Source organism: Rhodanobacter glycinis, from assembly GCF_900114325.1.
GTDB lineage: Bacteria > Pseudomonadota > Gammaproteobacteria > Xanthomonadales > Rhodanobacteraceae > Rhodanobacter_A > Rhodanobacter_A glycinis.
In genome coordinates this window covers 214,182-234,513 of record NZ_FOSR01000001.1, presented here as the reverse complement: position 1 = coordinate 234,513, position 20,332 = coordinate 214,182, and the positions used below count along the sequence as shown (strand labels likewise).

The 20,332-nt window shown below is 66.0% G+C and carries 18 protein-coding genes and 3 tRNA genes; 15 read left to right on the top strand and 6 right to left on the bottom strand.

What is annotated here, in order from left to right; translation table 11 throughout:
• The first annotated feature begins 11 nt into the window (after positions 1-11).
• The 5 genes from BMY90_RS01050 (at position 12) to BMY90_RS01030 (ending at position 3,488) form a co-directional block, all read left to right on the top strand.
• Positions 12-494 carry a cytochrome c-type biogenesis protein gene (locus BMY90_RS01050; protein WP_092701058.1) on the top strand — a complete coding sequence of 161 codons (483 nt, stop codon included), beginning with the start codon at positions 12-14 and terminating at the stop codon, positions 492-494.
• Positions 491-1,546, top strand: coding sequence for a tetratricopeptide repeat protein (locus BMY90_RS01045; protein ID WP_092700568.1), 1,056 nt, complete (start codon positions 491-493; stop codon positions 1,544-1,546). The genes BMY90_RS01050 and BMY90_RS01045 overlap by 4 nt, the downstream gene beginning before the upstream one ends.
• 24 nt (positions 1,547-1,570) lie before the next feature.
• Positions 1,571-2,731, top strand: coding sequence for a homoserine O-acetyltransferase MetX (gene metX, locus BMY90_RS01040; protein WP_092700565.1), 1,161 nt, complete (start codon positions 1,571-1,573; stop codon positions 2,729-2,731).
• 54 nt (positions 2,732-2,785) lie between these two features.
• On the top strand, positions 2,786-3,376 hold the full coding sequence (locus BMY90_RS01035) for a cysteine dioxygenase family protein (RefSeq protein ID WP_008207969.1): 591 nt from the start codon (positions 2,786-2,788) through the stop codon (positions 3,374-3,376).
• A gap of 26 nt (positions 3,377-3,402) precedes the next feature.
• Positions 3,403-3,488 (top strand) — tRNA-Leu (locus BMY90_RS01030).
• Between the two features lie 54 nt (positions 3,489-3,542).
• Here BMY90_RS01030 and BMY90_RS01025 read toward each other — a convergent pair.
• Complete coding sequence (locus BMY90_RS01025; protein WP_008207967.1) at positions 3,543-5,492, bottom strand: formylglycine-generating enzyme family protein; 1,950 nt, start codon at positions 5,490-5,492, stop codon at positions 3,543-3,545.
• Positions 5,493-5,601: 109 nt separating this feature from the next.
• On the opposite strand from BMY90_RS01025, the gene BMY90_RS01020 reads away from it, so the two are divergent.
• The 3 genes from BMY90_RS01020 to BMY90_RS01010 all read left to right on the top strand — a co-directional run bounded on the left by BMY90_RS01020 (position 5,602) and on the right by BMY90_RS01010 (position 7,545).
• The gene (locus BMY90_RS01020) at positions 5,602-6,714 is read left to right on the top strand and encodes a ribonuclease D (protein ID WP_092700562.1); all 1,113 of its coding nucleotides are present in this window, start codon (positions 5,602-5,604) and stop codon (positions 6,712-6,714) included.
• Between the two features lie 194 nt (positions 6,715-6,908).
• Positions 6,909-7,277, top strand: coding sequence for a VOC family protein (locus tag BMY90_RS01015; RefSeq protein WP_008214649.1), 369 nt, complete (start codon positions 6,909-6,911; stop codon positions 7,275-7,277).
• Between the two features lie 192 nt (positions 7,278-7,469).
• A tRNA-Ala gene (locus BMY90_RS01010) sits at positions 7,470-7,545 on the top strand.
• Between the two features lie 99 nt (positions 7,546-7,644).
• On the opposite strand, the gene BMY90_RS01005 is transcribed toward BMY90_RS01010, so the two are convergent.
• Positions 7,645-7,721: transfer RNA gene (locus BMY90_RS01005), tRNA-Arg, on the bottom strand.
• 115 nt (positions 7,722-7,836) lie between these two features.
• On the opposite strand from BMY90_RS01005, the gene amaB reads away from it, so the two are divergent.
• The 6 genes from amaB to BMY90_RS00975 all read left to right on the top strand — a co-directional run bounded on the left by amaB (position 7,837) and on the right by BMY90_RS00975 (position 15,921).
• A complete protein-coding gene (gene amaB / locus BMY90_RS01000) occupies positions 7,837-9,372 on the top strand; it encodes an L-piperidine-6-carboxylate dehydrogenase (RefSeq protein WP_092700559.1) in 1,536 nt (511 codons plus the stop codon).
• 97 nt (positions 9,373-9,469) lie between these two features.
• On the top strand, positions 9,470-10,243 hold the full coding sequence (locus BMY90_RS00995) for an SDR family NAD(P)-dependent oxidoreductase (protein WP_092700556.1): 774 nt from the start codon (positions 9,470-9,472) through the stop codon (positions 10,241-10,243).
• Between the two features lie 4 nt (positions 10,244-10,247).
• Complete coding sequence (locus tag BMY90_RS00990; RefSeq protein ID WP_092700552.1) at positions 10,248-11,015, top strand: class I SAM-dependent methyltransferase; 768 nt, start codon at positions 10,248-10,250, stop codon at positions 11,013-11,015.
• 2 nt (positions 11,016-11,017) lie between these two features.
• Positions 11,018-12,055 carry a quinone-dependent dihydroorotate dehydrogenase gene (locus BMY90_RS00985; RefSeq protein WP_008214658.1) on the top strand — a complete coding sequence of 346 codons (1,038 nt, stop codon included), beginning with the start codon at positions 11,018-11,020 and terminating at the stop codon, positions 12,053-12,055.
• 10 nt (positions 12,056-12,065) lie between these two features.
• Positions 12,066-13,088 carry a UDP-N-acetylmuramate dehydrogenase gene (gene murB, locus BMY90_RS00980; RefSeq protein ID WP_092700549.1) on the top strand — a complete coding sequence of 341 codons (1,023 nt, stop codon included), beginning with the start codon at positions 12,066-12,068 and terminating at the stop codon, positions 13,086-13,088.
• A 127-nt stretch (positions 13,089-13,215) separates the two neighbouring features.
• Complete coding sequence (locus BMY90_RS00975) at positions 13,216-15,921, top strand: M16 family metallopeptidase (RefSeq protein WP_092700546.1); 2,706 nt, start codon at positions 13,216-13,218, stop codon at positions 15,919-15,921.
• A gap of 193 nt (positions 15,922-16,114) precedes the next feature.
• Here the strand turns inward: BMY90_RS00975 and BMY90_RS00970 are convergent, their stop codons facing one another.
• The 4 genes from BMY90_RS00970 to BMY90_RS00955 all read right to left on the bottom strand — a co-directional run bounded on the left by BMY90_RS00970 (position 16,115) and on the right by BMY90_RS00955 (position 18,399).
• Positions 16,115-16,420 carry a hypothetical protein gene (locus BMY90_RS00970; RefSeq protein WP_008214665.1) on the bottom strand — a complete coding sequence of 102 codons (306 nt, stop codon included), beginning with the start codon at positions 16,418-16,420 and terminating at the stop codon, positions 16,115-16,117.
• A gap of 8 nt (positions 16,421-16,428) precedes the next feature.
• Positions 16,429-16,755, bottom strand: a complete 327-nt coding sequence (locus tag BMY90_RS00965) for a YbjQ family protein (protein WP_008214667.1) — start codon at positions 16,753-16,755, stop codon at positions 16,429-16,431.
• 29 nt (positions 16,756-16,784) lie between these two features.
• Complete coding sequence (locus tag BMY90_RS00960; protein WP_008214669.1) at positions 16,785-17,540, bottom strand: Bax inhibitor-1/YccA family protein; 756 nt, start codon at positions 17,538-17,540, stop codon at positions 16,785-16,787.
• A 298-nt stretch (positions 17,541-17,838) separates the two neighbouring features.
• A complete protein-coding gene (locus tag BMY90_RS00955) occupies positions 17,839-18,399 on the bottom strand; it encodes an NADPH-dependent FMN reductase (protein WP_092700543.1) in 561 nt (186 codons plus the stop codon).
• 236 nt (positions 18,400-18,635) lie between these two features.
• Between BMY90_RS00955 and BMY90_RS00950 the strand changes: the two genes are divergently transcribed.
• Entirely contained in the window at positions 18,636-20,306 is a 1,671-nt protein-coding gene (locus BMY90_RS00950) for a sensor domain-containing diguanylate cyclase (protein WP_245734790.1), read from the top strand.
• Positions 20,307-20,332: the final 26 nt, after the last annotated feature.

Genomic DNA, 20,332 nt, shown 5'->3' with positions numbered 1-20,332 from the left:
TCCTGCGCGCGCTGTTGATCGTGCTGGTGCTGGCGTTCGCCGCCAGTGCCACGGCACAGGCGATCGATCCGCTGCCGTTCAAGGATCACGCGCAGGAGCTGCGCTTCCAGCACCTAACCGCGCAGTTGCGTTGCATGGTCTGCCAGAACGAAACCCTGGCCGACTCCAACGCCAGCCTGGCGCGCGACATGCGCCACGAAGTGTTTCGCCTGATGCAACAAGGCAAGACCGACGTGCAGATCAAGCAATACCTGGTCGACCGCTACTCCGACTTCGTGCTGTACGACCCGCCGGTGCAACCCAGCACATGGCTGTTGTGGTTCGGGCCGTTGCTGATCCTGCTTGCCGGTGCCGCGGTGGTGGCGGTCAACGTACGCAAACGCAGCCGTGCCAATGCACGCGCCGCAATGGAATCCGCCGGCGCGGCCGACGACGGGCGCGCGGATATCGGGCCTGACCATACTGGGCCGGACAATATTGGGGACGACTGGTGAAGCTCGCTTTCTACTTGGCTGCCGCGGTGATGATCATCGTGGCGCTGGCCCTGCTGTTGCTGCCGCTGCTGCGGCACGGTCGTCGACAAGGTCACTCCCGTCGCGTGTTCGCGCTGGCGCTGTCGATCGCTTTCGCACTGCCGCTGACCGCCGCCGGCCTGTACCTGTACATCGGCACGCCGGCAGCACTCGACGGCGTGGCCTCGCAAGACCAGGCCACGATGAACATCGACCAGGCCATCGGCAAACTGCGGGCGCATCTGGCGGCACATCCCGAGGATGCCCAGGGCTGGATGTTGCTGGCGCAAACCGCCACCGCCATGCAGCAGCCGGACGAGGCACGCGAGGCCTACGCGCGGGTATTGAAGATTTCGCCCAACGACACCGCGGCCATGGTCGGTTGGGCCGAAACCGATGCCATGCTGCGGGCCGACCACCGCATCCAGGGCCATGCCCGCGACCTGCTGGAGCGCGCGGTCAAGCTGGAACCGGACAACCAGCGCGGCCTGTGGCTGCTCGGCATCAGCCAGTTCCAGGCCGGCGAATTCGCCGATGCCGCCTCCACCTGGCGTCTGCTGCAACCGCAGCTTGAACCCGGTTCGAAGGTAGCCCAGGCCGTGGCCGAACAGATCGCCCTGGCCGACAAGCAGGCGGGTGGCAGCAAGCCGGCGCAAGCCGGATCCACCGCGGCTGCCGCGCCCCAAGGACCAGCCATCACGGTGAACGTATCGCTGGCCCCGGCACTGAAAAGCCGGCTCGCCGCGGGCGACACCTTGTTTGTCTACGCGCGTGCCGAGAAAGGACCGCCGATGCCGCTGGCCGTGGCCCGGATGAAGGCGGGCGCGCTGCCGACCACCGTGGTGCTCACCGACGCCATGGGCATGATGCCGCAGATGAAACTCTCATCGGCCAAGCGCGTTTTCGTCGGTGCCCGCATCAGTCGCAGCGGCCAGGCCATCGCCGCATCCGGCGACCTTGAAGGCAATGCCGGCGTGGTGCCGGTGGACAGCAAGAAACCCGTCAGCATCGTCATCGACAAAATCCACGGGTGATCCATTCCGCATGAAGACTCCCGCATGAGCAACGACGCGCGCCGTTACTTCAACCTTCCTTCGCCGTTCCCGATGAAACGCGGCGGCGCATTGCACGGCGCGCGCGTCGCCTACGAAACCTGGGGCTCGCTGAACGAAGCGCGCGACAACGCCGTACTGATCCTCACCGGCCTGTCGCCGAGTGCGCACGTCGCCTCCTGTCCCGAGGACCCGTCGCCTGGCTGGTGGGAAGGCATGCAGGGTGCGGGCAAGGCCATCGACACCGATCGCTGGTTCGTGATCTGCGTGAACTCGCTGGGCAGCGACAAGGGTTCCACCTGCCCCGCCTCGATCGATCCGGCCAGCGGCAAGCCATACCGGCTGGACTTTCCCGAGCTGGCGCTGGAAGACGTCGCGCACGCCGCGCACGCCGTGGTCGCCAGCCTCGGCATCGACCGCCTGGCCTGCCTGATCGGCTGTTCGATGGGCGGGATGAGCGCGCTGGCCTACATGCTGCTGCACCCAGGCAGCGTGCGTGCGCACATCAGCGTGGATACGGCACCGCAGGCACAGCCCTTCGCCATCGCGATCCGCTCGCTGCAGCGCGAAGCGATCCGCCTCGACCCCCAATGGAACGACGGCAATTACGACATCCATGGAGGGATGAGTGCTGCGGGCGACATTGCTGACCAGGGCGATGCGTCCCAAAGCCCGCGCTACCCCGACATCGGCATGAGCATCGCGCGCAAGCTCGGCGTGATCACCTACCGCTCGGCGATGGAGTGGAACGGTCGCTTCGCCCGCATCCGGCTCGACCCTGAACAGCGCGACGACGATCCGTTCGGCCTGGAATTCCAGGTCGAGTCCTACCTCGAAGGCCATGCACGCCGTTTCGTGCGCACTTTCGACCCGAACAGCTACCTCTATCTGTCACGCGCCAGCGACTGGTTCGACATCGCCGAATACGGCCACGGCAGCGTGCTGGAAGGCCTCAAGCGGATCCGTATCGAACAGGCGCTGGTGATCGGCGTCAGCACCGACATCCTTTTTCCGCTGGAACAGCAGGAACAGATCGCCGAAGGCCTGCAGGCTGCGGGCGCCGCGGTGGAGTTCGTGGCGCTGGATTCGCCGCAGGGCCACGATGCCTTCCTGGTCGACATCGAGAGCTACAGCCGTGCCATCGGCGGTTTCCTGGCGCGCCTGTAGTCGCCCGTCGCGCTGCGATAAGATAGCCGCATCCCGCTTCACCACGAGAACGCCATGCTGACCACGGAATTTCCCGGTTGCCACACGCTGATCGACGCCATCGACGCGGCGGTGGTCAAGGGTTCGACCCCTGCCATTACCGACAGCCTGCGCAACAGCCTGTGCAAGCTGATCCGCAATCAGGAGGTGAAGCTGCCCGACTGCGTGCTCGAGACTGCCGAAGGCCGTTACGCGCGCCGCGAGCTGTATATCAGCGAAGAACACGGCTATTGCGTGGTCGCGATGACCTGGGGCCCCGGCCAGGGCACACCGATCCATGACCATTGCGGCATGTGGTGCGTCGAAGGCGTGTGGCGAGGCACCCTGGACGTGGTGCAATACGAGCGGCTCGAAGACGAAGACGGCCGTTGCCGCTTCCAGCCGGTCGGCTCGATCCAGGCCGGCCCCGGCTCCGCCGGCAGCCTGATCCCGCCGCACGAGTACCACACCATCCGCAACCCCAGCGACGACAGCATCGCGGTCAGCCTGCACATCTATTCGGGCAACATGACCCATTGCGCAACCTTCCAGCCGCTGCCCGGCGAACACGGCGAGCACGGCTACCTGCGCAAGGAAAACCAATTGGGGCTCGACCCGGTCCACTGAAGACGGCATAATGCACCGCCTTCCATGCCGGTGTGGCGGAATGGTAGACGCGGCGGACTCAAAATCCGCTGGCAGCGATGTCGTGTAGGTTCGAGTCCTATCACCGGTACCAGGAACCGAAAAGCCCCGCCTCGCGCGGGGTTTTTCATGCGCGCAATATGCCCCCTTACAACTCGCGCACCACCCGGAAACCCACGCGCCCGCTGCGGATATCCCCGTCCGCGCCCTGACGGAAAGCCGAGCGCACCTGCTCGGGCGAGCTGCCCCATGAACCGCCGCGGATCACGTGCACGCTGCAGCCCGGGTTGATCCAGGCACTGCCATTGGATGGCGCGCGAATGTAATTGTCATGCCAGCAGTCGGCGACCCACTCGGACACGTTACCGCCCATGTCGTACAAGCCAAACGGGTTGGGCATGAATTTCATGACCGGTGCCGGCCCCCAGTAGCCATCGCGGTAACCGCGGAAAGCGTGGCTCCAGCGGCGGCCATTGGACGAATGATCGAGGCCGCCGGTGATGTTCTCGACCTTTTCCACCGGCGTGCCATCGCCCCACCAGTAACGCGTGGTGGTGCCTCCGCGCAGGGCATATTCGAACTCGGCCTCGCTGGGCAGGCGATAGGTCTTGCCGGTGCGCTGGCTGAGCCAGGCGGCATAGGCCGTGGCATCGCGCCAGGAAACGTTCACCACTGGCAGGTCGTCGTCGGCCGGGTGACCGGCATAGTCGTCTTGCCAGGTGGCGCTGGTGTCATCGCGCATGGCTCCGCTGCGCGCGTCGTAGACGCTGGCACCACCCAGTCGCACCGAGTCCGGCTGGTAACCGCTCGCCTTCACGAATTGGCGGAACTGCCCCACCGTGATCGCGCTGCGCGCCATCGCGAAGCCCTGCTTGATGGTGACCTGATGTTGCGGCGTCTCCGCATCGCTGCGGCCGTTCTCGTTGTTCGGCGCCCCCATCGTGAAGCTGCCGGTGGGAATGACGACCATTGCCGGTGAATGACCCGGCATATCCACGAAGCGATCGGAGAACACCTGCCCGGGCTTGTGGCTGGCGTACAGCCGCGCATTGGTCAGGTGTTCTTCGAAGGCTTTCACCGCTGCCGGATCCGAACCGATGGCTTCCGCCTGCGCCGCCAGTTGTTTCGCCAGCGAGAGATTGCCCGCGTCGAGTGCGGAACGTGCCTGCGCCAGCACGCCATCGGCCCGCTGCTTGCGCATGCCGTCGACCCGTTTGCGCACGCTCTGCAATTGCGGCGTGCCCGGCTCGATGACCTGGGCCTCGGCCAGCGCCTTGTCCGCACCATCGAAATCGTTCTGCGCCACCGCCGCCAAGGCCCGATCGAGCACGGCGCGCTGCACCTGCAACACGCCCTGGGCCGCCACTGCATTGTCCGGATCAAGCTGCTGCACCTGTCGATACAGATCCAGCGCGCTGGCGCCCCTGGGCTGATCCGCCTTGCCCTGGGCCAGCAGTCCGGCGGCCCTGGCCAGCATCGGCCGCACGGTCTTCAGCGTTTTCAGGTTGGCGGCCAGCACCGTGACATCGCCGGCCGTGCCCGGCAACGCTTTCAGGCCATCGAGCAGGGTCGACGCCGAGTCGGCATCGCCCACGGCAATATCCTGGCCAATCCCGGCAATCAGGCTGGAGCGCACGTGATCCAGCCCCTGTGCGGCCGCACGGCTGTCCGGCTTCTGCTTCAGCGCCTGTGCGTACAGCGCACCGGCGCTGTCGTCGGTACCGGCCAGGTCACCCGCCTTGAAGGCCTTGTCCGCCCGCGCCAGCAAGGCCCGCACGGCCGGCGTATCGGCACTCAACTGCTTGGGCAGCGCGGCATCCTGTTTGCGCAGGCGCGCGGCGATCACCTCGGTCGGGGCCAGCGTCAGCGGCGGGCCGGCATTGAGCTCGCGCTGCGCGGCATTGGCCGGTGTCGCGGCCGACGGCGCGGATGGCAACACCATCCGTGCCGCCTGCTGACTGTGCCGCGCTGCCTCTTCTTCCGGATTGATATGGAACCACTGCGGAAAAAAGTGATAGGACAGCGCAAAGGCGAGGACCAGCACGCCGAGTCCGCCACCGAGAGTGCGCTGGCGATTGACGGATTGCTTGCTCGGCATGGTTGGGGGTTCCGGGGGCGGCCTGCTATGGTGCGGCGCCTACCTTATGGCACTGCCGATGATGGGGCAATGCACACCTGTGCGCTCCAGCGTTTTACCGAGGATTCCCATGCCCCCCGCAGCCCCCGCCGCCGAATGGATCGACCAGCGCCACGCCCTCGAGCGCTGGCTGGCCGAACTGCCGTCCGCCGCGTCGCCCGGACTCGACACCGAGTTCATGCGCCGCAACACCTTCCACCCGCAGTTGGCGTTGCTGCAGCTGGGTTGGGATGGCCGTTACGCACTGGTGGACCCGTTGGCGTTCGACATTGGTGACGCCTTGCGCCCACGCCTCGGCGCGACCAACACCGTGGTGGTGATGCACAGCGCCGGCGAGGATCTGGAAACCCTCGCCCCGTTCCTGCCCGAAGGCCCCGGCACGCTGTTCGACACCCAGATCGCCGCCGCCTTCGCCGGCATGGGCCTGGGCATGAGCTATCGCGCGCTGGTAGCCGAACTGGCCGGCGTCGAGCTGGACAAGGGCGAAACCCGCTCGGACTGGATGCAGCGTCCGCTCACCGAATCACAGTGCAGCTACGCCACGCTCGACGTGGTGTATCTGGACACCATCCACGCCCAGCTCGCCGAACGCCTGCAACAGCGCGACCGTACCGCCTGGCACGCCGAAGATTGCGAACGCCTGAAGCAACGCGCCAGCCATCGCGACGGCGACCCGCAGCCGCAGCGCGGCTCCCGCGGCGCGGCCGAGTGGCCGCGGGCGCAGCAAGCGCTGTTGCGCCGCATCCTGCTGTGGCGTGACCGCAGCGCCCGCACGCTCGACCGCCCGCGTCCCTGGCTGCTGGAAGATGCGCTGGCGATGAGCCTTGCCCAGCAACCGCCCGCCAGCCTCGCCGAACTCGACCAGCGCAGCCGTGGCCAACGCGCCCTGCGTTCGCCGCAACGCGCCGAATTGTTCGAACTGCTGGCGCCACCGGTGTCCGACGAGGAGCTGGCCAGCACCGCATCCATTCCTGCCGTACCGCAAGGCGAAGCGAAAAAAGCGCTTGGTGCGATGAAGCAGCGGATCGACCAGCGCGCGACCGAACTGGACCTGCCGCCCGGCCTGCTGTGCCCGCGCAAGGTGTTGGAGGAATACGTGGTCACTGCCGAATGGCCCGACTTCCTCGACGGCTGGCGCCGCAGCGTATTGCACGACGAACTGTCCGCCCTGTTGCCAGGCTGATCCGCACAACACCACCCGGCAATTTCCCTCCGGAAGTGCGTGTAAAGTGCAAACAGGTGTGGCCGGGGATTCCCAGGTCACGTTGCCCACCTGATCCATGCACGTGGTTGACGGGCGTGGCTCGCATGGTCGTTCAGGAAGGCCACGCCGCCACGCGATTTCAACGATGCATAGTCGAGGAATCTGGAGAACTCATGTTCGACCATATCGTATTCGGAGTCAGCGACTACGCTGCGAGCCGAACGTTTTTTCTCAAGGCACTCGCGCCCATTGGCATGGCCGTAGTCTCGGAAGGCGCACCGGGAATCGAACTCAGCGCAGACGGCAAGTCTTCCCTGTGCATCCGAAGAGCCGGCGAAAAGTCTGGACATCTCCATCTGGCGTTTGTCGCCGAAAGTCGTGAACAAGTCCAAGCCTTCTATTACGCGGCACTGGAGGCTGGCGGCACAGACAATGGCGCGCCCGGGCTGCGTCCCAACTATACGGGGCGATACTATGCGGCCTTCGTCATTGGTCCGGACGGGCACAACATCGAGGTTGTTTGCCACGAGCCCGAGGCCTGACCGTTTGCCGTAATCGACCGTCAACCATTACGCAAGCTGCCGGCGGCCGGGCTCAGGCCGTGTGTATCGCTCCATTTTTGAACGGCAGCTTTGCGGAACCACCAGCCGATGCCGCGCAATCCTTGCCGCGCCAAGCTTCCACACAGGGTCTTGGCGACACCCCGACACGCTGCTAAGATGCCCAGCTCGCGTGGGGCGGTAGCTCAGCTGGGAGAGCGTCGCGTTCGCAATGCGAAGGTCGTGGGTTCGATCCCCATCCGCTCCACCACGCGTATCAACAAAAAAGCCGAATCTTCGAGATTCGGCTTTTTTGTTGCCTTGCCCCCTGAAACGACGAAGGCCGGCAGTGCCGGCCTTCGCTTGCAAATGGTGCCCTCGAGACGATTCGAACGTCCGACCTGCCCCTTAGGAGGGGGCCGCTCTATCCAACTGAGCTACGAGGGCAAGACGCGAATTCTGGCATGGATCGACGCTTTGCGCGATCCGGCCAACTTGACCCGCCTGCTAGAATCGGCGTTTTGAAACAGGACGCTCTCGCGCGTCCGGCACAGGAGTCCGCATGTCCCACAGCATTCTCACCGCACTCGGCCTGGCTGAAACCAATTCCGGCACCTACCTTGGCAACGGCGAATGGTCGAAGACCACCGACGCCGGCACGCTGCAGCCGGTGAACCCGGCCACGGGCGAAGTGATCGCCACCGTGCACGCCTCCAGCGCGGCCGACTACGAGACCATCGTCAAGCGCGCGCAGGAAGCCTTCAAGGTGTGGCGCACCACGCCAGCGCCGCGTCGCGGCGAAGCCGTGCGCCTGGTCGGCGAAGCACTGCGCAAGCACAAGGATGCGCTGGGTTCGCTGGTGTCGCTGGAAATGGGCAAGATCAAGCCCGAGGGCGACGGTGAAGTGCAGGAGATGATCGACATCGCCGACTTCGCCGTGGGCCAGAGCCGCATGCTGTACGGCTACACCATGCATTCGGAGCGTCCCGGCCACCGCATGTACGAGCAGTACCACCCGCTGGGTCTGGTCGGCATCATCAGCGCGTTCAACTTCCCGGTCGCGGTGTGGGCGTGGAACGCCATGCTGGCCGCCGCCTGCGGCGACATCTGCATCTGGAAGCCGTCGCCGAAGGCCTCGCTGACCTCCATCGCCACCATCAAGATCGCCAACGAGGCCCTGAAGGACGGCGGTTTCCCCGACCTGTTCTTCCTGTTCAACGACGCCGGCAACGAACTGGCCGAAACCTTCGTCGACGACAAGCGCATTCCGCTGGTCAGCTTCACCGGCTCGACAAAGATCGGTCGCATCGTCGGCGAACGCGTGGCGCGTCGCATGGGCCGCTCGCTGCTGGAGCTGGGCGGCAACAACGCCATCATCCTGGACGAAAGCGCCGACCTGAAGCTGGCCATTCCCGGCATCGTGTTCGGCTCGGTCGGCACCGCCGGCCAGCGCTGCACCAGCACGCGCCGCCTGTTCGTGCACGAGTCCATCCATGACCAGGTGGTCGACACCCTGATCAAGGCCTATGGCCAGGTCGAAGGCAAGATCGGCGACCCGACCGACCCGAAGACCCTGATGGGTCCGCTGAACAGCGCCGACGCCGTGCAGGCTTACCTGGATACGGTGGAAAAGGCCAAGGCTGCGGGCGGCACGGTGCGTACCGGCGGCAAGGCACTGACCGATCGCAAGGGCAACTTCGTGCTGCCGACCATCGTCACCGGCCTGAAGAATTCCGATGCAGTGGTGCAGCACGAAACCTTCGCGCCGATCCTCTACGTGATGCCGTTCAAGAGCATCGACGAAGCCATCGACATGCAGAACGACGTGCCGCAGGGCCTGTCCAGCGCCATCTTCACGCAGAACCTGAAGGTGGCCGAGCAGTACCTGTCCGCGGCCGGTTCCGACTGCGGCATTGCCAACGTCAACATCGGCACCTCCGGTGCGGAAATCGGCGGCGCGTTCGGCGGTGAGAAGGAAACCGGCGGTGGTCGCGAGTCCGGCTCCGACGCATGGAAGGTCTACATGCGCCGCCAGACCAACACCATCAACTATTCGAGCGAGCTGCCGCTGGCACAGGGCATCAAGTTCGACCTGTAAGCGCACGACTGGTGGCAGGCTTTCCGCGGGAAGCCTGTCGCCGACACCGCTGTCCCGACGCGCTCCGCGCCCGGGACAACAGAACACGGTACGCCCCATGACACATGCGCTCCCCTTGCCCTTTCGCCTGCCCGGCTACCGCGTCGTCGTCGCCGGAGGCAGCAAGGGCATCGGTCGCAGCATCGCGCTGGCCTTTGCCGAAGCAGGCGCAGCTGTCTCCGTCTGCGCCCGCGGACAAGCCGCACTGGACGAAGTGGCACGCGAGATTGCTTCATCCGGCGGTGTCACCCATGCACAAGGCTGCGACCTGGCCGATCCGGCCGCCATCCGCCGCTACATCAACACGGCTGCCGAAGCACTCGGCGGCATCGACGTGCTGGTCAACAACGCCAGCGGCTACGGTTTCAGCGACGATGACGATGGCTGGCTCGCCGGCTTCAATATCGACTTGATGGCCGCCGTGCGCGCCTCGCGCGAAGCACTGCCGCATCTCAGGACATCGGCGCACGCCAGCATCGTGCATACCAGCTCCATCGCCGCCTTCCACCCTCGCCGCAACGGCGCGCCGTATGCCGCGGTCAAGGCAGCGCTCAGCCAGTACACCACTTCGCAGGCGCTGGCATTGGCCGAAGACCGCATCCGCGTCAATGCAATCGCCCCCGGCTCGATCGAATTCGCCGACGGCCTGTGGGACCGGCGCAAGCGCGAGGAACCCGCGCTGTATGCCTCCACCCTGGCGAAAATTCCGTTCGGACGCTACGGCGCGCCAGAGGAGATCGCCCACGCCGCACTCTTTCTCGCTTCGCCCTGGGCCGGCTGGATCACCGGCCAGACGCTGTGCGTGGATGGCGGCCAGGGCCTGTCGGGTTGATGCCATGAACACGTTGCAATCCACCGAACGTTTCAGCGATCGCGTCACCGACTACGTGCGCTATCGCCCCGATTATCCGGCCGCCCTGCGCGACTGGCTGCACCACGAACAGGGCGTGACATCCGACTGGCACGTTGCCGACATCGGCGCCGGCACCGGTATCTCCAGCAAGCTGTTCCTCGACGCCGGCCACGCGGTCACCGCGGTGGAACCCAACGCCGCCATGCGCGAAGCGGCCGTTGCATGGCTGGGCGCGAATCCGAACTTCCGTGCCATCGACGGCCGCGCCGATGCCACCGGCCTGCCTGCTGCCAGCATCGATCTGGTGACGGTGGCGCAGGCGTTCCACTGGTTCGATCCGGAAGCCACGCGACGCGAGTTCCAGCGCATCCTGCGTCCGGGCAGGCTGGCGGCGATCTTCTGGAATTCGCGCCGACTTACCGGTACGCCGTTTCTCGAAGGCTACGAGGCCTTGCTGCAACGTTACGGCACCGACTACACCCGCGTGGCCGAACGCTACGCCGACGATGCCAGCATGCGTGCATGGTTCGGCGCCGGCTGGCGCGGCGGTGCCCGCTTCGACCACAGCCAGCAGCTGGACTACGAGAGTCTGCGCGGTCGCCTGATGTCGTCGTCCTATGCCCCCCGGGCCGGTCACCCGCAGCACGCGCCCATGCTCGCCGCGCTGCGTGACCTGTTCGACCGCTGCCAGACGAACGACCGGATAAGCTTCGACTACGACACCCGCATTTTCACCGGAACAGTGAGCTGAGCATGTACGACTACCTGCGCCCCCTGCTGTTCGCGCTCGACGCCGAGACCGCGCACCGCCTCACCCTGTTCGGCCTGGGCGTAGCCCACCGCAGCAACCTCGCCAGATACGTGGCCACGCCCGCAGACGACCTGCCGGTGGAGGCGTTCGGCATCCGCTTTCCCAACCCGGTCGGCCTGGCCGCCGGACTGGACAAGAATGCCGAGCATCTGGACGAACTGGGCGCGCTCGGTTTCGGCTTCGTCGAGGTCGGCACGGTGACGCCGCGTCCACAGGACGGCAATCCGAAACCGCGCATGTTCCGCCTGCCACAGCGCGAAGCCATCATCAACCGGATGGGCTTCAACAACGCCGGCGTGGATGCGCTGGTGCGCAACGTGCAGAAGTCCGACTACCGCGGCGTGCTTGGCATCAACATCGGCAAGAACAAGGACACCGCAAACGAGCATGCGGTGGACGATTACCTGTTCTGTCTGGAACGCGTGCATGCGCACGCCAGCTACATCACGGTGAACATTTCCTCGCCCAACACCCAGGGCCTGCGCGACCTGCAACAGGAAGAAACGCTGCGCCGCTTCATCGGCACCCTGCGCGAGGCGCAGGAACGACTCGGCGCCCAGGCCGGTGCGCGCAAACCGATGCTGCTGAAGATTGCGCCCGACCTTTCCGAAAGCGAACTCGACGCCATTGCCGACGTACTGCTCGCCTGCGGCATCGACGGCGTGATCTGCACCAACACCACCGTCGACCACAGCGCCGTCGTCAACGAACCCAACGGCGGTGAAGCCGGCGGGCTGTCGGGCAAGCCGCTGTTCGCACACTCCACCGCCGTGTTGCGCGGCATGCGCAAGCGGCTGGGTGAACGCATCGCCATCGTCGGCGTCGGTGGCATCCTCGATGGCGGCGACGCCGCCGAGAAGCTCGATGCCGGTGCCACCTTGGTGCAGCTTTATTCCGGGCTGGTCTATCGCGGTCCGAAACTGGTGGCCGAATGCGTCGACGAAATCCGTCGCCAGCGCGAGCACGCCGATGCCATCTGAACGAATCGACATGGGTGGTTACACGCTGAGCGACAACGCCCCGCTGACCCACCGCAACACCTTGCGCGTGGCGGCCCGGGCCAAGCTGCTGGCCGAAGTCCGCGACGCCGCCAAACTGCCCGAGCTGCTGGCCTACCCCGCCGTGCGCAGCGGCAAGGTGCTGGTACTGGGTGAAGGCAGCAACGTGCTGTTCGCCGGCGACTTCGACGGCACCGTGGTGGCGATGGCCACGCAAGGCGTGCAGGTGGAAGCCGACGGCGAGCGCGCCCGCATCGCCGTGGCCGCCGGCGAACGCTGGGACGACTTCGTGCGCTGGACGCTGGGCCAGGGCTTCGCCGGACTGGAAAACCTGATCCTGATCCCGGGCACGGTCGGCGCCGCACCGATCCAGAACATCGGCGCCTACGGCACCGAGGTCGCCGAATTCATCGAGAGCGTGGAAGCCTGGGATACCCGCGAACAACGCGTGGCCACGCTGGACAACGCTGCCTGCGCCTTCGCCTATCGCGACTCGGTGTTCAAGCGCGAACCGGATCGCTACGTCGTCACCGCCGTACGCTTCAGCTTGCCGCGACAACACGAACTGCGCCTGGACTACGCCGGCATCCGCGAAGTACTGCTGCGCATGGGCGTGGACAAGCCCGCGCCGTTCCATGTCGCCGAGGCGGTGATCCACCTGCGCGCGCGCAAGCTGCCCGACCCGGCAGTGATCGGCAACGCCGGCAGCTTCTTCAAGAACCCCGTGGTCGATGCCGCACTGGCCGAAACACTGCAACGCGACCACCCCGAACTCGCCGCATGGCCGCAGCCGGATGGTCGTCGCAAGCTGTCCGCCGCGTGGCTGATCGAGGCCGCCGGCTTCAAGGGCCGGCGCGAAGGCGACGCCGGCATTTCCAATCGCCACGCGCTGGTGCTGGTCAACCACGGACACGCCAGCGGTGCCGAACTGTGGGCCTTTGCGCAACAGGTCATCGAGGGCGTGCAGGCGAAATTCGGCGTGCGGCTGGAGCCGGAACCGCGGGTGATCGGCTGAGTCTGTACCCGTGCCATGTGGCACGGGGTCCATGTCACGACATGAGCGCAAAATGGCGTGAATATGCCTGTCCGGGCGCCACGCATCCGTTGTCGCGCCCGACTCATCACCGAAGGAGTCGTCGACAATGAAGTTGAACAAGCTCAAGCCGCTGGCCTGGGGCGTCATGCTGGGCATGGGCCTGCTGGTCGGTCCGGCGCTCGCCCATGCCGATGCCAGTCACGCGGCCGCCAGCCAGAACACCCACGTGCTGCGCGCCACCCTGGACAACGGCTTGCGCGTGGTGATCGTGCGCGACACGCTGGCACCGATGGTGACCACGCAGATCACCTATCTCGCCGGCAGCTACGAAGCGCCCAAGGGTTTTCCCGGTACCGCGCACGCGCTGGAACACATGATGTTCCGCGACAGCACCGGCCTCACCGGCGCGCAGCTCAACGAGATGACCGGCAAGATGGGCGGCGACAACAACGCCTTCACCACCAACGACGCCACCCAGTATTACTTCGTGGCGCCGTCGGCTTATCTCGACATCCTGCTGCACATCGAGGCATCGCGCATGCGCGGCGCCAAACTCGATGCGAAGGACTGGAGCCTGGAGAAAGGCGCGATCGAGCAGGAAGTCTCGCGCGACATTTCCGACCCCGGCTATATCGCCTTCCAGAAGGCCGAGCGCCTGCTCTACGGCGACACCGGTTACGCCGAGGATGCGCTGGGTTCGCGACCCTCGTTCGACAAGACCACCTCGAAAATCCTGCACGATTTCTACAACGACTGGTACGAGCCGAACAACGCGATTTTCGTGATTGTCGGCGACGTCGATCCGCAGGCCACGCTGGCCAAGGTGAAGCAGCTGTTTGGCGCCATCCCCGAACACGCCACGCCGGCACGCGCGCCGATCGCGCTGCAACCGTTCAAGTCGCAGACCATTGCCAGCACCACGCCGCAAGGCACCGGCTCGGTGCAGTTCATGTACCGCATGCCCGGCATGCAGTCGAAGGACTTCGCCGCCACGCAAATCCTGCTGGACGTGCTCGGCAACGCGCGCAGTTCGCTGTCCGAGCTGGCAGTACAAGGCAAGGTGTTGAGCGCCGATGCCGGGCTACAGCCATTCACCCGCGGCGGCATCGGCACGATCGAGGTGGGCTTCGCCAAGGGTGCCGATCCGAAGCAGGCCCAGGCCGATCTCGACGAGGTGCTGAACAACCTGCTGAAGAACGGTGTCTCCGCCGACCTGGTGGAAGCGGCCAAGCGCTCCGAACTGGCCCAGGCCGAGTTCAACAAGAACAGTGCGGTGACCCTGGCCAGCTCGTGGTCACAGGCATTGGCCTGGCAAGGCCTGGATTCACCCGCACAGGCCGAGGACCAGATCCGCGCGGTAACCGTGGCCGACGTCGACCGCGTCGCGCGCGAATTCCTGAAGCCGGACGCGCGCATCACCGTGGTGCTCACGCCCAACCCGAACGGCAAGCGTCCGCCGGACAGCAACGGCTTCGGCGGTACCGAATCCTTTGCCAGCAACGACAAGCTCGACGCGCCGCTGCCAACGTGGGCGGCCGGCCCGCTGGACACGCTGTCGATGCCGCACTGGACGCTGGCACCCGTCTCGATGACGCTGGACAACGGCATCCGCCTGATCGTGCAACCGGAAAACATCAGCAAGACCGTCACCGTGGTCGGCCACATCGACCACGACGCCGGCCTGCAGGAACCCAAGGGGCAGGAAGGCGTGGGCAAATTGCTGGGCTCGCTGTTCGACTACGGCAGCGCAGACCTGGACCGCAGTGCCTTCCACAAGGCGCTGGACGCCATCGCCGCCAGCGAAAGCGGTGGCTCCGATTTCCGCCTGGCGGTGCCCAGTGCCGATTTCGACCGCGGCATGCAGCTGCTGGCCGATAACGAACTGCACCCGGCATTGCCGCAAAAGGGCTTCGAGGTGCAGCGCGACGCGCTGTCGCGCAGCCTGGCCGGCGAGATGCAGTCGCCGCGCTACAAGATGTTCCGCGCGCTGCGCACGGGGCTGTTGCCGGCAGGCGATCCCGGCCTGCGCGAAGCCACGCCGACCACGGTAAACGCCCTCACCCTGCCCGACGTGAAGCAGTACTTCGCGCAGACGTATCGCCCCGACCTCACCACGCTGGTCGTGGTGGGCAACGTGACGCCGGCGCAAGCCAAGGCCACGGTGCAGAAATACTTCGGCGACTGGAAGGCGCAGGGTCCGAAGCCCGACGTCATCCCGAAGCCGGTACCGCTCAACCCGGCCAGCTATGCCGTGGTGAACAACGCCTATGCCTCGCAGGACCAGGTGCTGATCGGCCAACAGCTCGCGGTGAACCTGCATGACGTGAACCGCTATGCATTGAAACTGGGCAACGACGTACTCGGCGGCAACGGCTTCGCCTCGCGCCTGATGGTGGACGTGCGCGTGCGCCACGGCTACGCCTACGGCGCCAGTTCCGGCATGGACTTCGACCGCTCACGCTCGATCTTCTACGTGCAATACGGCAGCGACCCGGCCAAGGTGGCGCCCGTCGACGGGCTGATCAGGAAGAACCTGGTCGAGATGCAGACCAAGCCGGTGAAGGCCGACGAGCTGGTCAACGCGCGCCAGTTCGAGATCCGCTCGATCCCGCTCGGGGTATCCAGCGTCAACGGCATCGCCCGCTCGCTGCTGCAATGGGGTTATCAAGGTCTGCCGCTGGATGAACCGATGGTGGCCGCGAAGCATTACCTGAGCCTCACCGCCGAACAGGTGCAGCAAGCGTTCAAGACCTACCTGCACCCGTCGAACATGGTGCAAGTGGTGCAGGGGCCGAAGCCAGCCAAGCACTGAGCACCAAAGCAATGAAACCGGCCCGCGTCATGCGGGCCGGTTCAAGCTCAAGGCTTGCGCTGCCGGGCACACAGCCGCGGCGCAGGAGCGACTCGCGTAGAAGCCCGCTCGCGGGCGATGCTCTCCCGAATCTCGAAAAGCATCGCCCGCGAGCGGGTTCCTACACGATCACTTCGGATCTTTGCACATCCGCTCAGGCCACCCGCCCCACTTTCGCCTTCACGTAATGCCGGCCGCCATCGGCGGGGTCGTGATACACCGCCACCAGCGCGCCGGTTTCCGGATCGACGAAACGCTCGCCGGTATCGATCCAGCGCGGATCGGGGCGGTCATCCTGCAACGGCTTGTAGCGCCAACGCTCGATCGCCAGTCCCACCACCAGCAGCAATCCACCCACGATGAGCTGTGGCAGCAACATCGCGAACAGGCCGGTGATCGCCGCCAGCACTGCACCAAGCAGCAGCACGCCACCGACGACGTACAACACGACAGGCAGCATGGTGCGACTCAGATGGCTGGCGGATCGAGCACCACGGCGGTGCCATAGGCGACGATCTCGCTCATCGTCTGGCCGATTTCGGCCGAGTCGAAGCGCATCATCACCACCGCGTTGGCGCCCATCGCGGTGGCGTTCTTCACCAACCGGTCCAGCGCGTGCCGGCGCGCTTCTTCCAGCATCTGCGTGTACTCGTGGATCTCGCCGCCCACGATCGAGCGCAGACCGGCCATCAGGTTGCCGCCGATGCCACGGCTACGCACCACCACGCCAAACACCTGGCCCTTCACTTCACGCACCTGGCGGCCGTGAACATTTTCCGTCGTGACCACGATCATGCCCTGCCCCTCCGCATTGAAAATGCCGATCAGCGACGCGCCTTCGACAGCAGGCGCAGAATTTCCATGTACAGCCACACCAGCGTCACCATCAACGCGAACGCGCCGTACCATTCCATGTACTTCGGCGCGCCCTGTGCGGTGGCGCGTTCGATCATGTCGAAGTCGAGCACCAGGTTCAGTGCCGCCAGACCCACCACCAGCAGGCTGAAGCCGATGCCCAGCGCGCCGGATTCGTGGATGAAGGGAATCTGGATGCTGGTGAACGCACGCAGGCCGATGTCGACCAGGTACAGCAGTGCAATGGCGCCGGTGGCGGCCACCACGCCCATGCGGAACTTGTCGGTCACCTTGATGATGCCTGAGCGGTACAGCAGCAGCATTACCGCCAGCACGCCGGCCGTGAGCATCACCGCCTGCAGCACGATACCCGGATAACGCATTTCCAGCATCACCGAGATGCCGCCCAGCGCGCAGCCTTCGGCCATCGCGTAGAACGGTGCGGTCAGGCCCGCCCAGCGGCTGGCAAACGTGGTCACCAGTGCCAGTACCAGGCCTACGATCAGCCCACCCCAGATGTACGGCGAGATCGCCGCCAGCCCGGCCGGCAAGCCGCCGCTGCGTGCCACCTCGACGAAGTGGTGCCAGGTCCACCCGCCGGTGATCACCGCCAGCAACAGCAGCAACCCGGTACGCGCAATGGTGCCGTTCATGGTCATCCGCTCGCCGGTGGCGGGCAAGTCGCGGAAGGCTTTTTCCTGCAGGACGGGATTGCCGGAACGCATCGTGGTTGACTCCTGGGGACAATGAAATGGCTGCGACCGCCAGCCGTAGCGGCCCATCCTAACCCGCGGCCTGCACCGCGTCACTCGGATGCCACGGCATGTCACACGGGTACGCGGCACACGGGTTATCCGGCAACCGGACCGGCTGATACCGGTTCATGGACCACAGTCCGCCGCGCGGGTTCGCTGCCGCAGAACCGACGATCCGGCAGGCACTCTGGCCAGCGCGCCTTTCGCCGGGCAGCCGGCGCGATATTCGGCAGCAGTCGTACCGATGCCGTGCAGGCAAGCCGGCCCCTCAGGCCTGCAGGTGGCTGCGCACCCACGCCACGTAGCGGTCGACGAACCCTTGCAGGAATTTCTGCGTGCCCTCGTTGGACACGTGTCCCTCGGCGTCGATCAGCGTGTCGTCCTTGAACTGCACGTACACCTCCGGCTGCGCCAACAGCACCACATCCAGGTAGGCCAGCACGTTGCGCAGGTGTTGCTGGGCCAGCGCGCTGCCGGTGGCGCCGATGGAGGCGCCGATCACGCCGCCGGGCTTGCCGGCGAAGGAATTGGTCCCCCAGGGCCGGGAGCCCAGATCCAGCGCGTTCTTCAGCACGCCGGGAATCGAACGGTTGTATTCCGGGGTGACAAACAGCAGCGCATCGGCCGATTCGACAGCCTGTTTCAGCCGCTTGCCCTGGGCTGGATAGTCCCCGTCGAAATCCTGGTCATACAGGGGCAGATCGTCGATCCGCACCGGCTCGAACACGACATCGTCCGGCGCCAGCTGCGCCACGGCCCGCGCCAGCCGCCGGTTGATCGAAGCCTTGCGCAGGCTGCCGATGAATACCGCTACCTTGATCGTGTCCATGCTGCCTCCTGACGGGCCGGAAAATCGCCACCGGCGGCATGCGGCCACGCGACCGGGACTCGAAGTATCCACTCTGCCGCAATATCGGCGTAGCCTGTGTGAAGGGTGCCTCGCCATGAACGGACCCGGCGACGTTTCACGCACCCATGCGACTAAGGATCAGTATTCGGGGGTGGACTATGGGGAAATGGCACTGGCCATCCGGTCCGGCGTGGCGTTGGCTGCCCGCGCTGGGCATGGCGTTGCTTTTGCTGGGCCCTGCCGTTCACGCCGCCACGCCGCTCAACGGTGCCTGGCGCGAAGTGCAGGCTGGCGACACGCCCCAACGCGTACTGCAGGACTACCGCCACGGTGACCTGCGCAGCTTCGATCCGGGCCAGTTGCAGCATTTCCCTGTGCAGGGATTGGGCGCGTGGGTGGTCCTGCAGGCCCAGCCGCCCGGAGCCCTTGCCGGCCACGTGCTGACGGTCAACCCGCCGCCACCCGGCAAGGTGGCGCTCTACGATGCCTACGGCACCGCCGTAACGCTGGCGCTGGATGACTTCACCGCCCCCAGCCACGCCCATGGACGCCTGGCCTGGTCGCTCGGCGATGACCCGCACGGCGCGGGCCTTGTCCTGCTGCGCTTCGAACCCGGGGCTGGTGCGGTGGCGCCTGCCAGCTTTGCCCTGCTCAGCGCCAGCGAATTCCTGCGCCTGGACGCGCGCTGGCTGGTTTTCGCCAGTGCCTGCTTTGCGGTGATGCTGGCCATGGCGCTGATGGCGCTGTGCATTGCGCCAATGCTGCGCGATGCCACGTTCGCCTGGTATGCCGGTTTCCTGCTCTGCTACGCGTTCATCCAGGGCACACGCAGCGGTTTCCTGTTCCATCCATTGGAGATGGCATGGCTGGCCGGCCTCTCGCCCGTGGCCACCTCGGTCGCGATCGGTTTGTCGATGGCCTTTGCCGCACTGTTCGCGGTGCGCTTTTGCGAGTTGCGCCGCTTTGCCCCGCTGCTTCGCGCGCCGGCGATGGCGCTGGCGGTGGGCATGCTGCTGGTGACCGTGATGCGCGCCTGCGGCTTCAAGCCACTGCAGAACATCGGCCAGTTGCTGATCGACCCGCTGCTGATCCTCGGCTCGGTGCTGCTAGGCGTGGCCTCGCTGGTCGCCGCGATCCGCGGTTCGCGCCACGCGTGGTTTTTCCTGTTCGGCTGGATGCCCTTGCTGGCGTTGACAGCGCTGTGGAGTGCCGAAATCAGCGGCACCCTGGCCGGCGCCCGCTGGCTGGGCAACGCCAGCCTTGCCGCCGGCGCACTGGAAGCGCTGGTGCTGTCGTTCGGCCTGGCCGACCACGCTCTCAGCATGCGCCGCACGCATGCCTCGGTGCAGGTGCTGGCCGACCATGATGCGCTGACCAATGTGCTCAATCGGCGTGCCTGGCGCGAGGCCGTCGAGGAAACCTTGCGCGCCCATGTCGGACAGCCGATGACACTGCTGTTCCTCGACCTCGACCATTTCAAGATCCTCAACGATCACCAGGGCCACGCGGCGGGTGATCGCGCACTGGTCGCCGTGGCCGACGCCCTGCGCCACGAGCTGCGTCCGCTGGATCGGCTCGGTCGCTACGGCGGCGAGGAATTCGTGGCACTGCTGCACGGCACACCACAAGAACCAGCCACGCAGGTGGCCATCCGCCTGTGCCGCCGCGTGCACCGGCTGGAGATCCCGCTGGACAACGAAGGCGGCCGCCTCAGCGTCAGCATTGGTCTGGCCATGCACCATCCGAACGAAACCATGGACAGCTGGATCGAACGCGCCGACCAGGCCATGTATATGGCCAAGCTGGACGGCCGCAACCGGGTCCAGGTAAGCGGCACCCGCCCCAAGGCCGTGCGCTCGCGGCAACCGTTGAAGGTCGTGGAATAAGCTTGGCCTGAGCGGGGGGCGTGCAT

Coding starts and splice junctions, on each gene's coding strand:
- metX (WP_092700565.1), top strand. CDS start 1,571: ATGAGCAACGACGCGCGCCGTTACTTCAACCTTCCTTCGCCGTTCCCG.
- BMY90_RS01035 (WP_008207969.1), top strand. CDS start 2,786: ATGCTGACCACGGAATTTCCCGGTTGCCACACGCTGATCGACGCCATC.
- BMY90_RS01025 (WP_008207967.1), bottom strand. CDS start 5,492: ATGCCGAGCAAGCAATCCGTCAATCGCCAGCGCACTCTCGGTGGCGGA.
- BMY90_RS01020 (WP_092700562.1), top strand. CDS start 5,602: ATGCCCCCCGCAGCCCCCGCCGCCGAATGGATCGACCAGCGCCACGCC.
- BMY90_RS01015 (WP_008214649.1), top strand. CDS start 6,909: ATGTTCGACCATATCGTATTCGGAGTCAGCGACTACGCTGCGAGCCGA.
- amaB (WP_092700559.1), top strand. CDS start 7,837: ATGTCCCACAGCATTCTCACCGCACTCGGCCTGGCTGAAACCAATTCC.
- BMY90_RS00995 (WP_092700556.1), top strand. CDS start 9,470: ATGACACATGCGCTCCCCTTGCCCTTTCGCCTGCCCGGCTACCGCGTC.
- BMY90_RS00990 (WP_092700552.1), top strand. CDS start 10,248: ATGAACACGTTGCAATCCACCGAACGTTTCAGCGATCGCGTCACCGAC.
- BMY90_RS00985 (WP_008214658.1), top strand. CDS start 11,018: ATGTACGACTACCTGCGCCCCCTGCTGTTCGCGCTCGACGCCGAGACC.
- murB (WP_092700549.1), top strand. CDS start 12,066: ATGGGTGGTTACACGCTGAGCGACAACGCCCCGCTGACCCACCGCAAC.
- BMY90_RS00975 (WP_092700546.1), top strand. CDS start 13,216: ATGAAGTTGAACAAGCTCAAGCCGCTGGCCTGGGGCGTCATGCTGGGC.
- BMY90_RS00970 (WP_008214665.1), bottom strand. CDS start 16,420: ATGCTGCCTGTCGTGTTGTACGTCGTCGGTGGCGTGCTGCTGCTTGGT.
- BMY90_RS00965 (WP_008214667.1), bottom strand. CDS start 16,755: ATGATCGTGGTCACGACGGAAAATGTTCACGGCCGCCAGGTGCGTGAA.
- BMY90_RS00960 (WP_008214669.1), bottom strand. CDS start 17,540: ATGCGTTCCGGCAATCCCGTCCTGCAGGAAAAAGCCTTCCGCGACTTG.
- BMY90_RS00955 (WP_092700543.1), bottom strand. CDS start 18,399: ATGGACACGATCAAGGTAGCGGTATTCATCGGCAGCCTGCGCAAGGCT.
- BMY90_RS00950 (WP_245734790.1), top strand. CDS start 18,636: ATGGCGTTGCTTTTGCTGGGCCCTGCCGTTCACGCCGCCACGCCGCTC.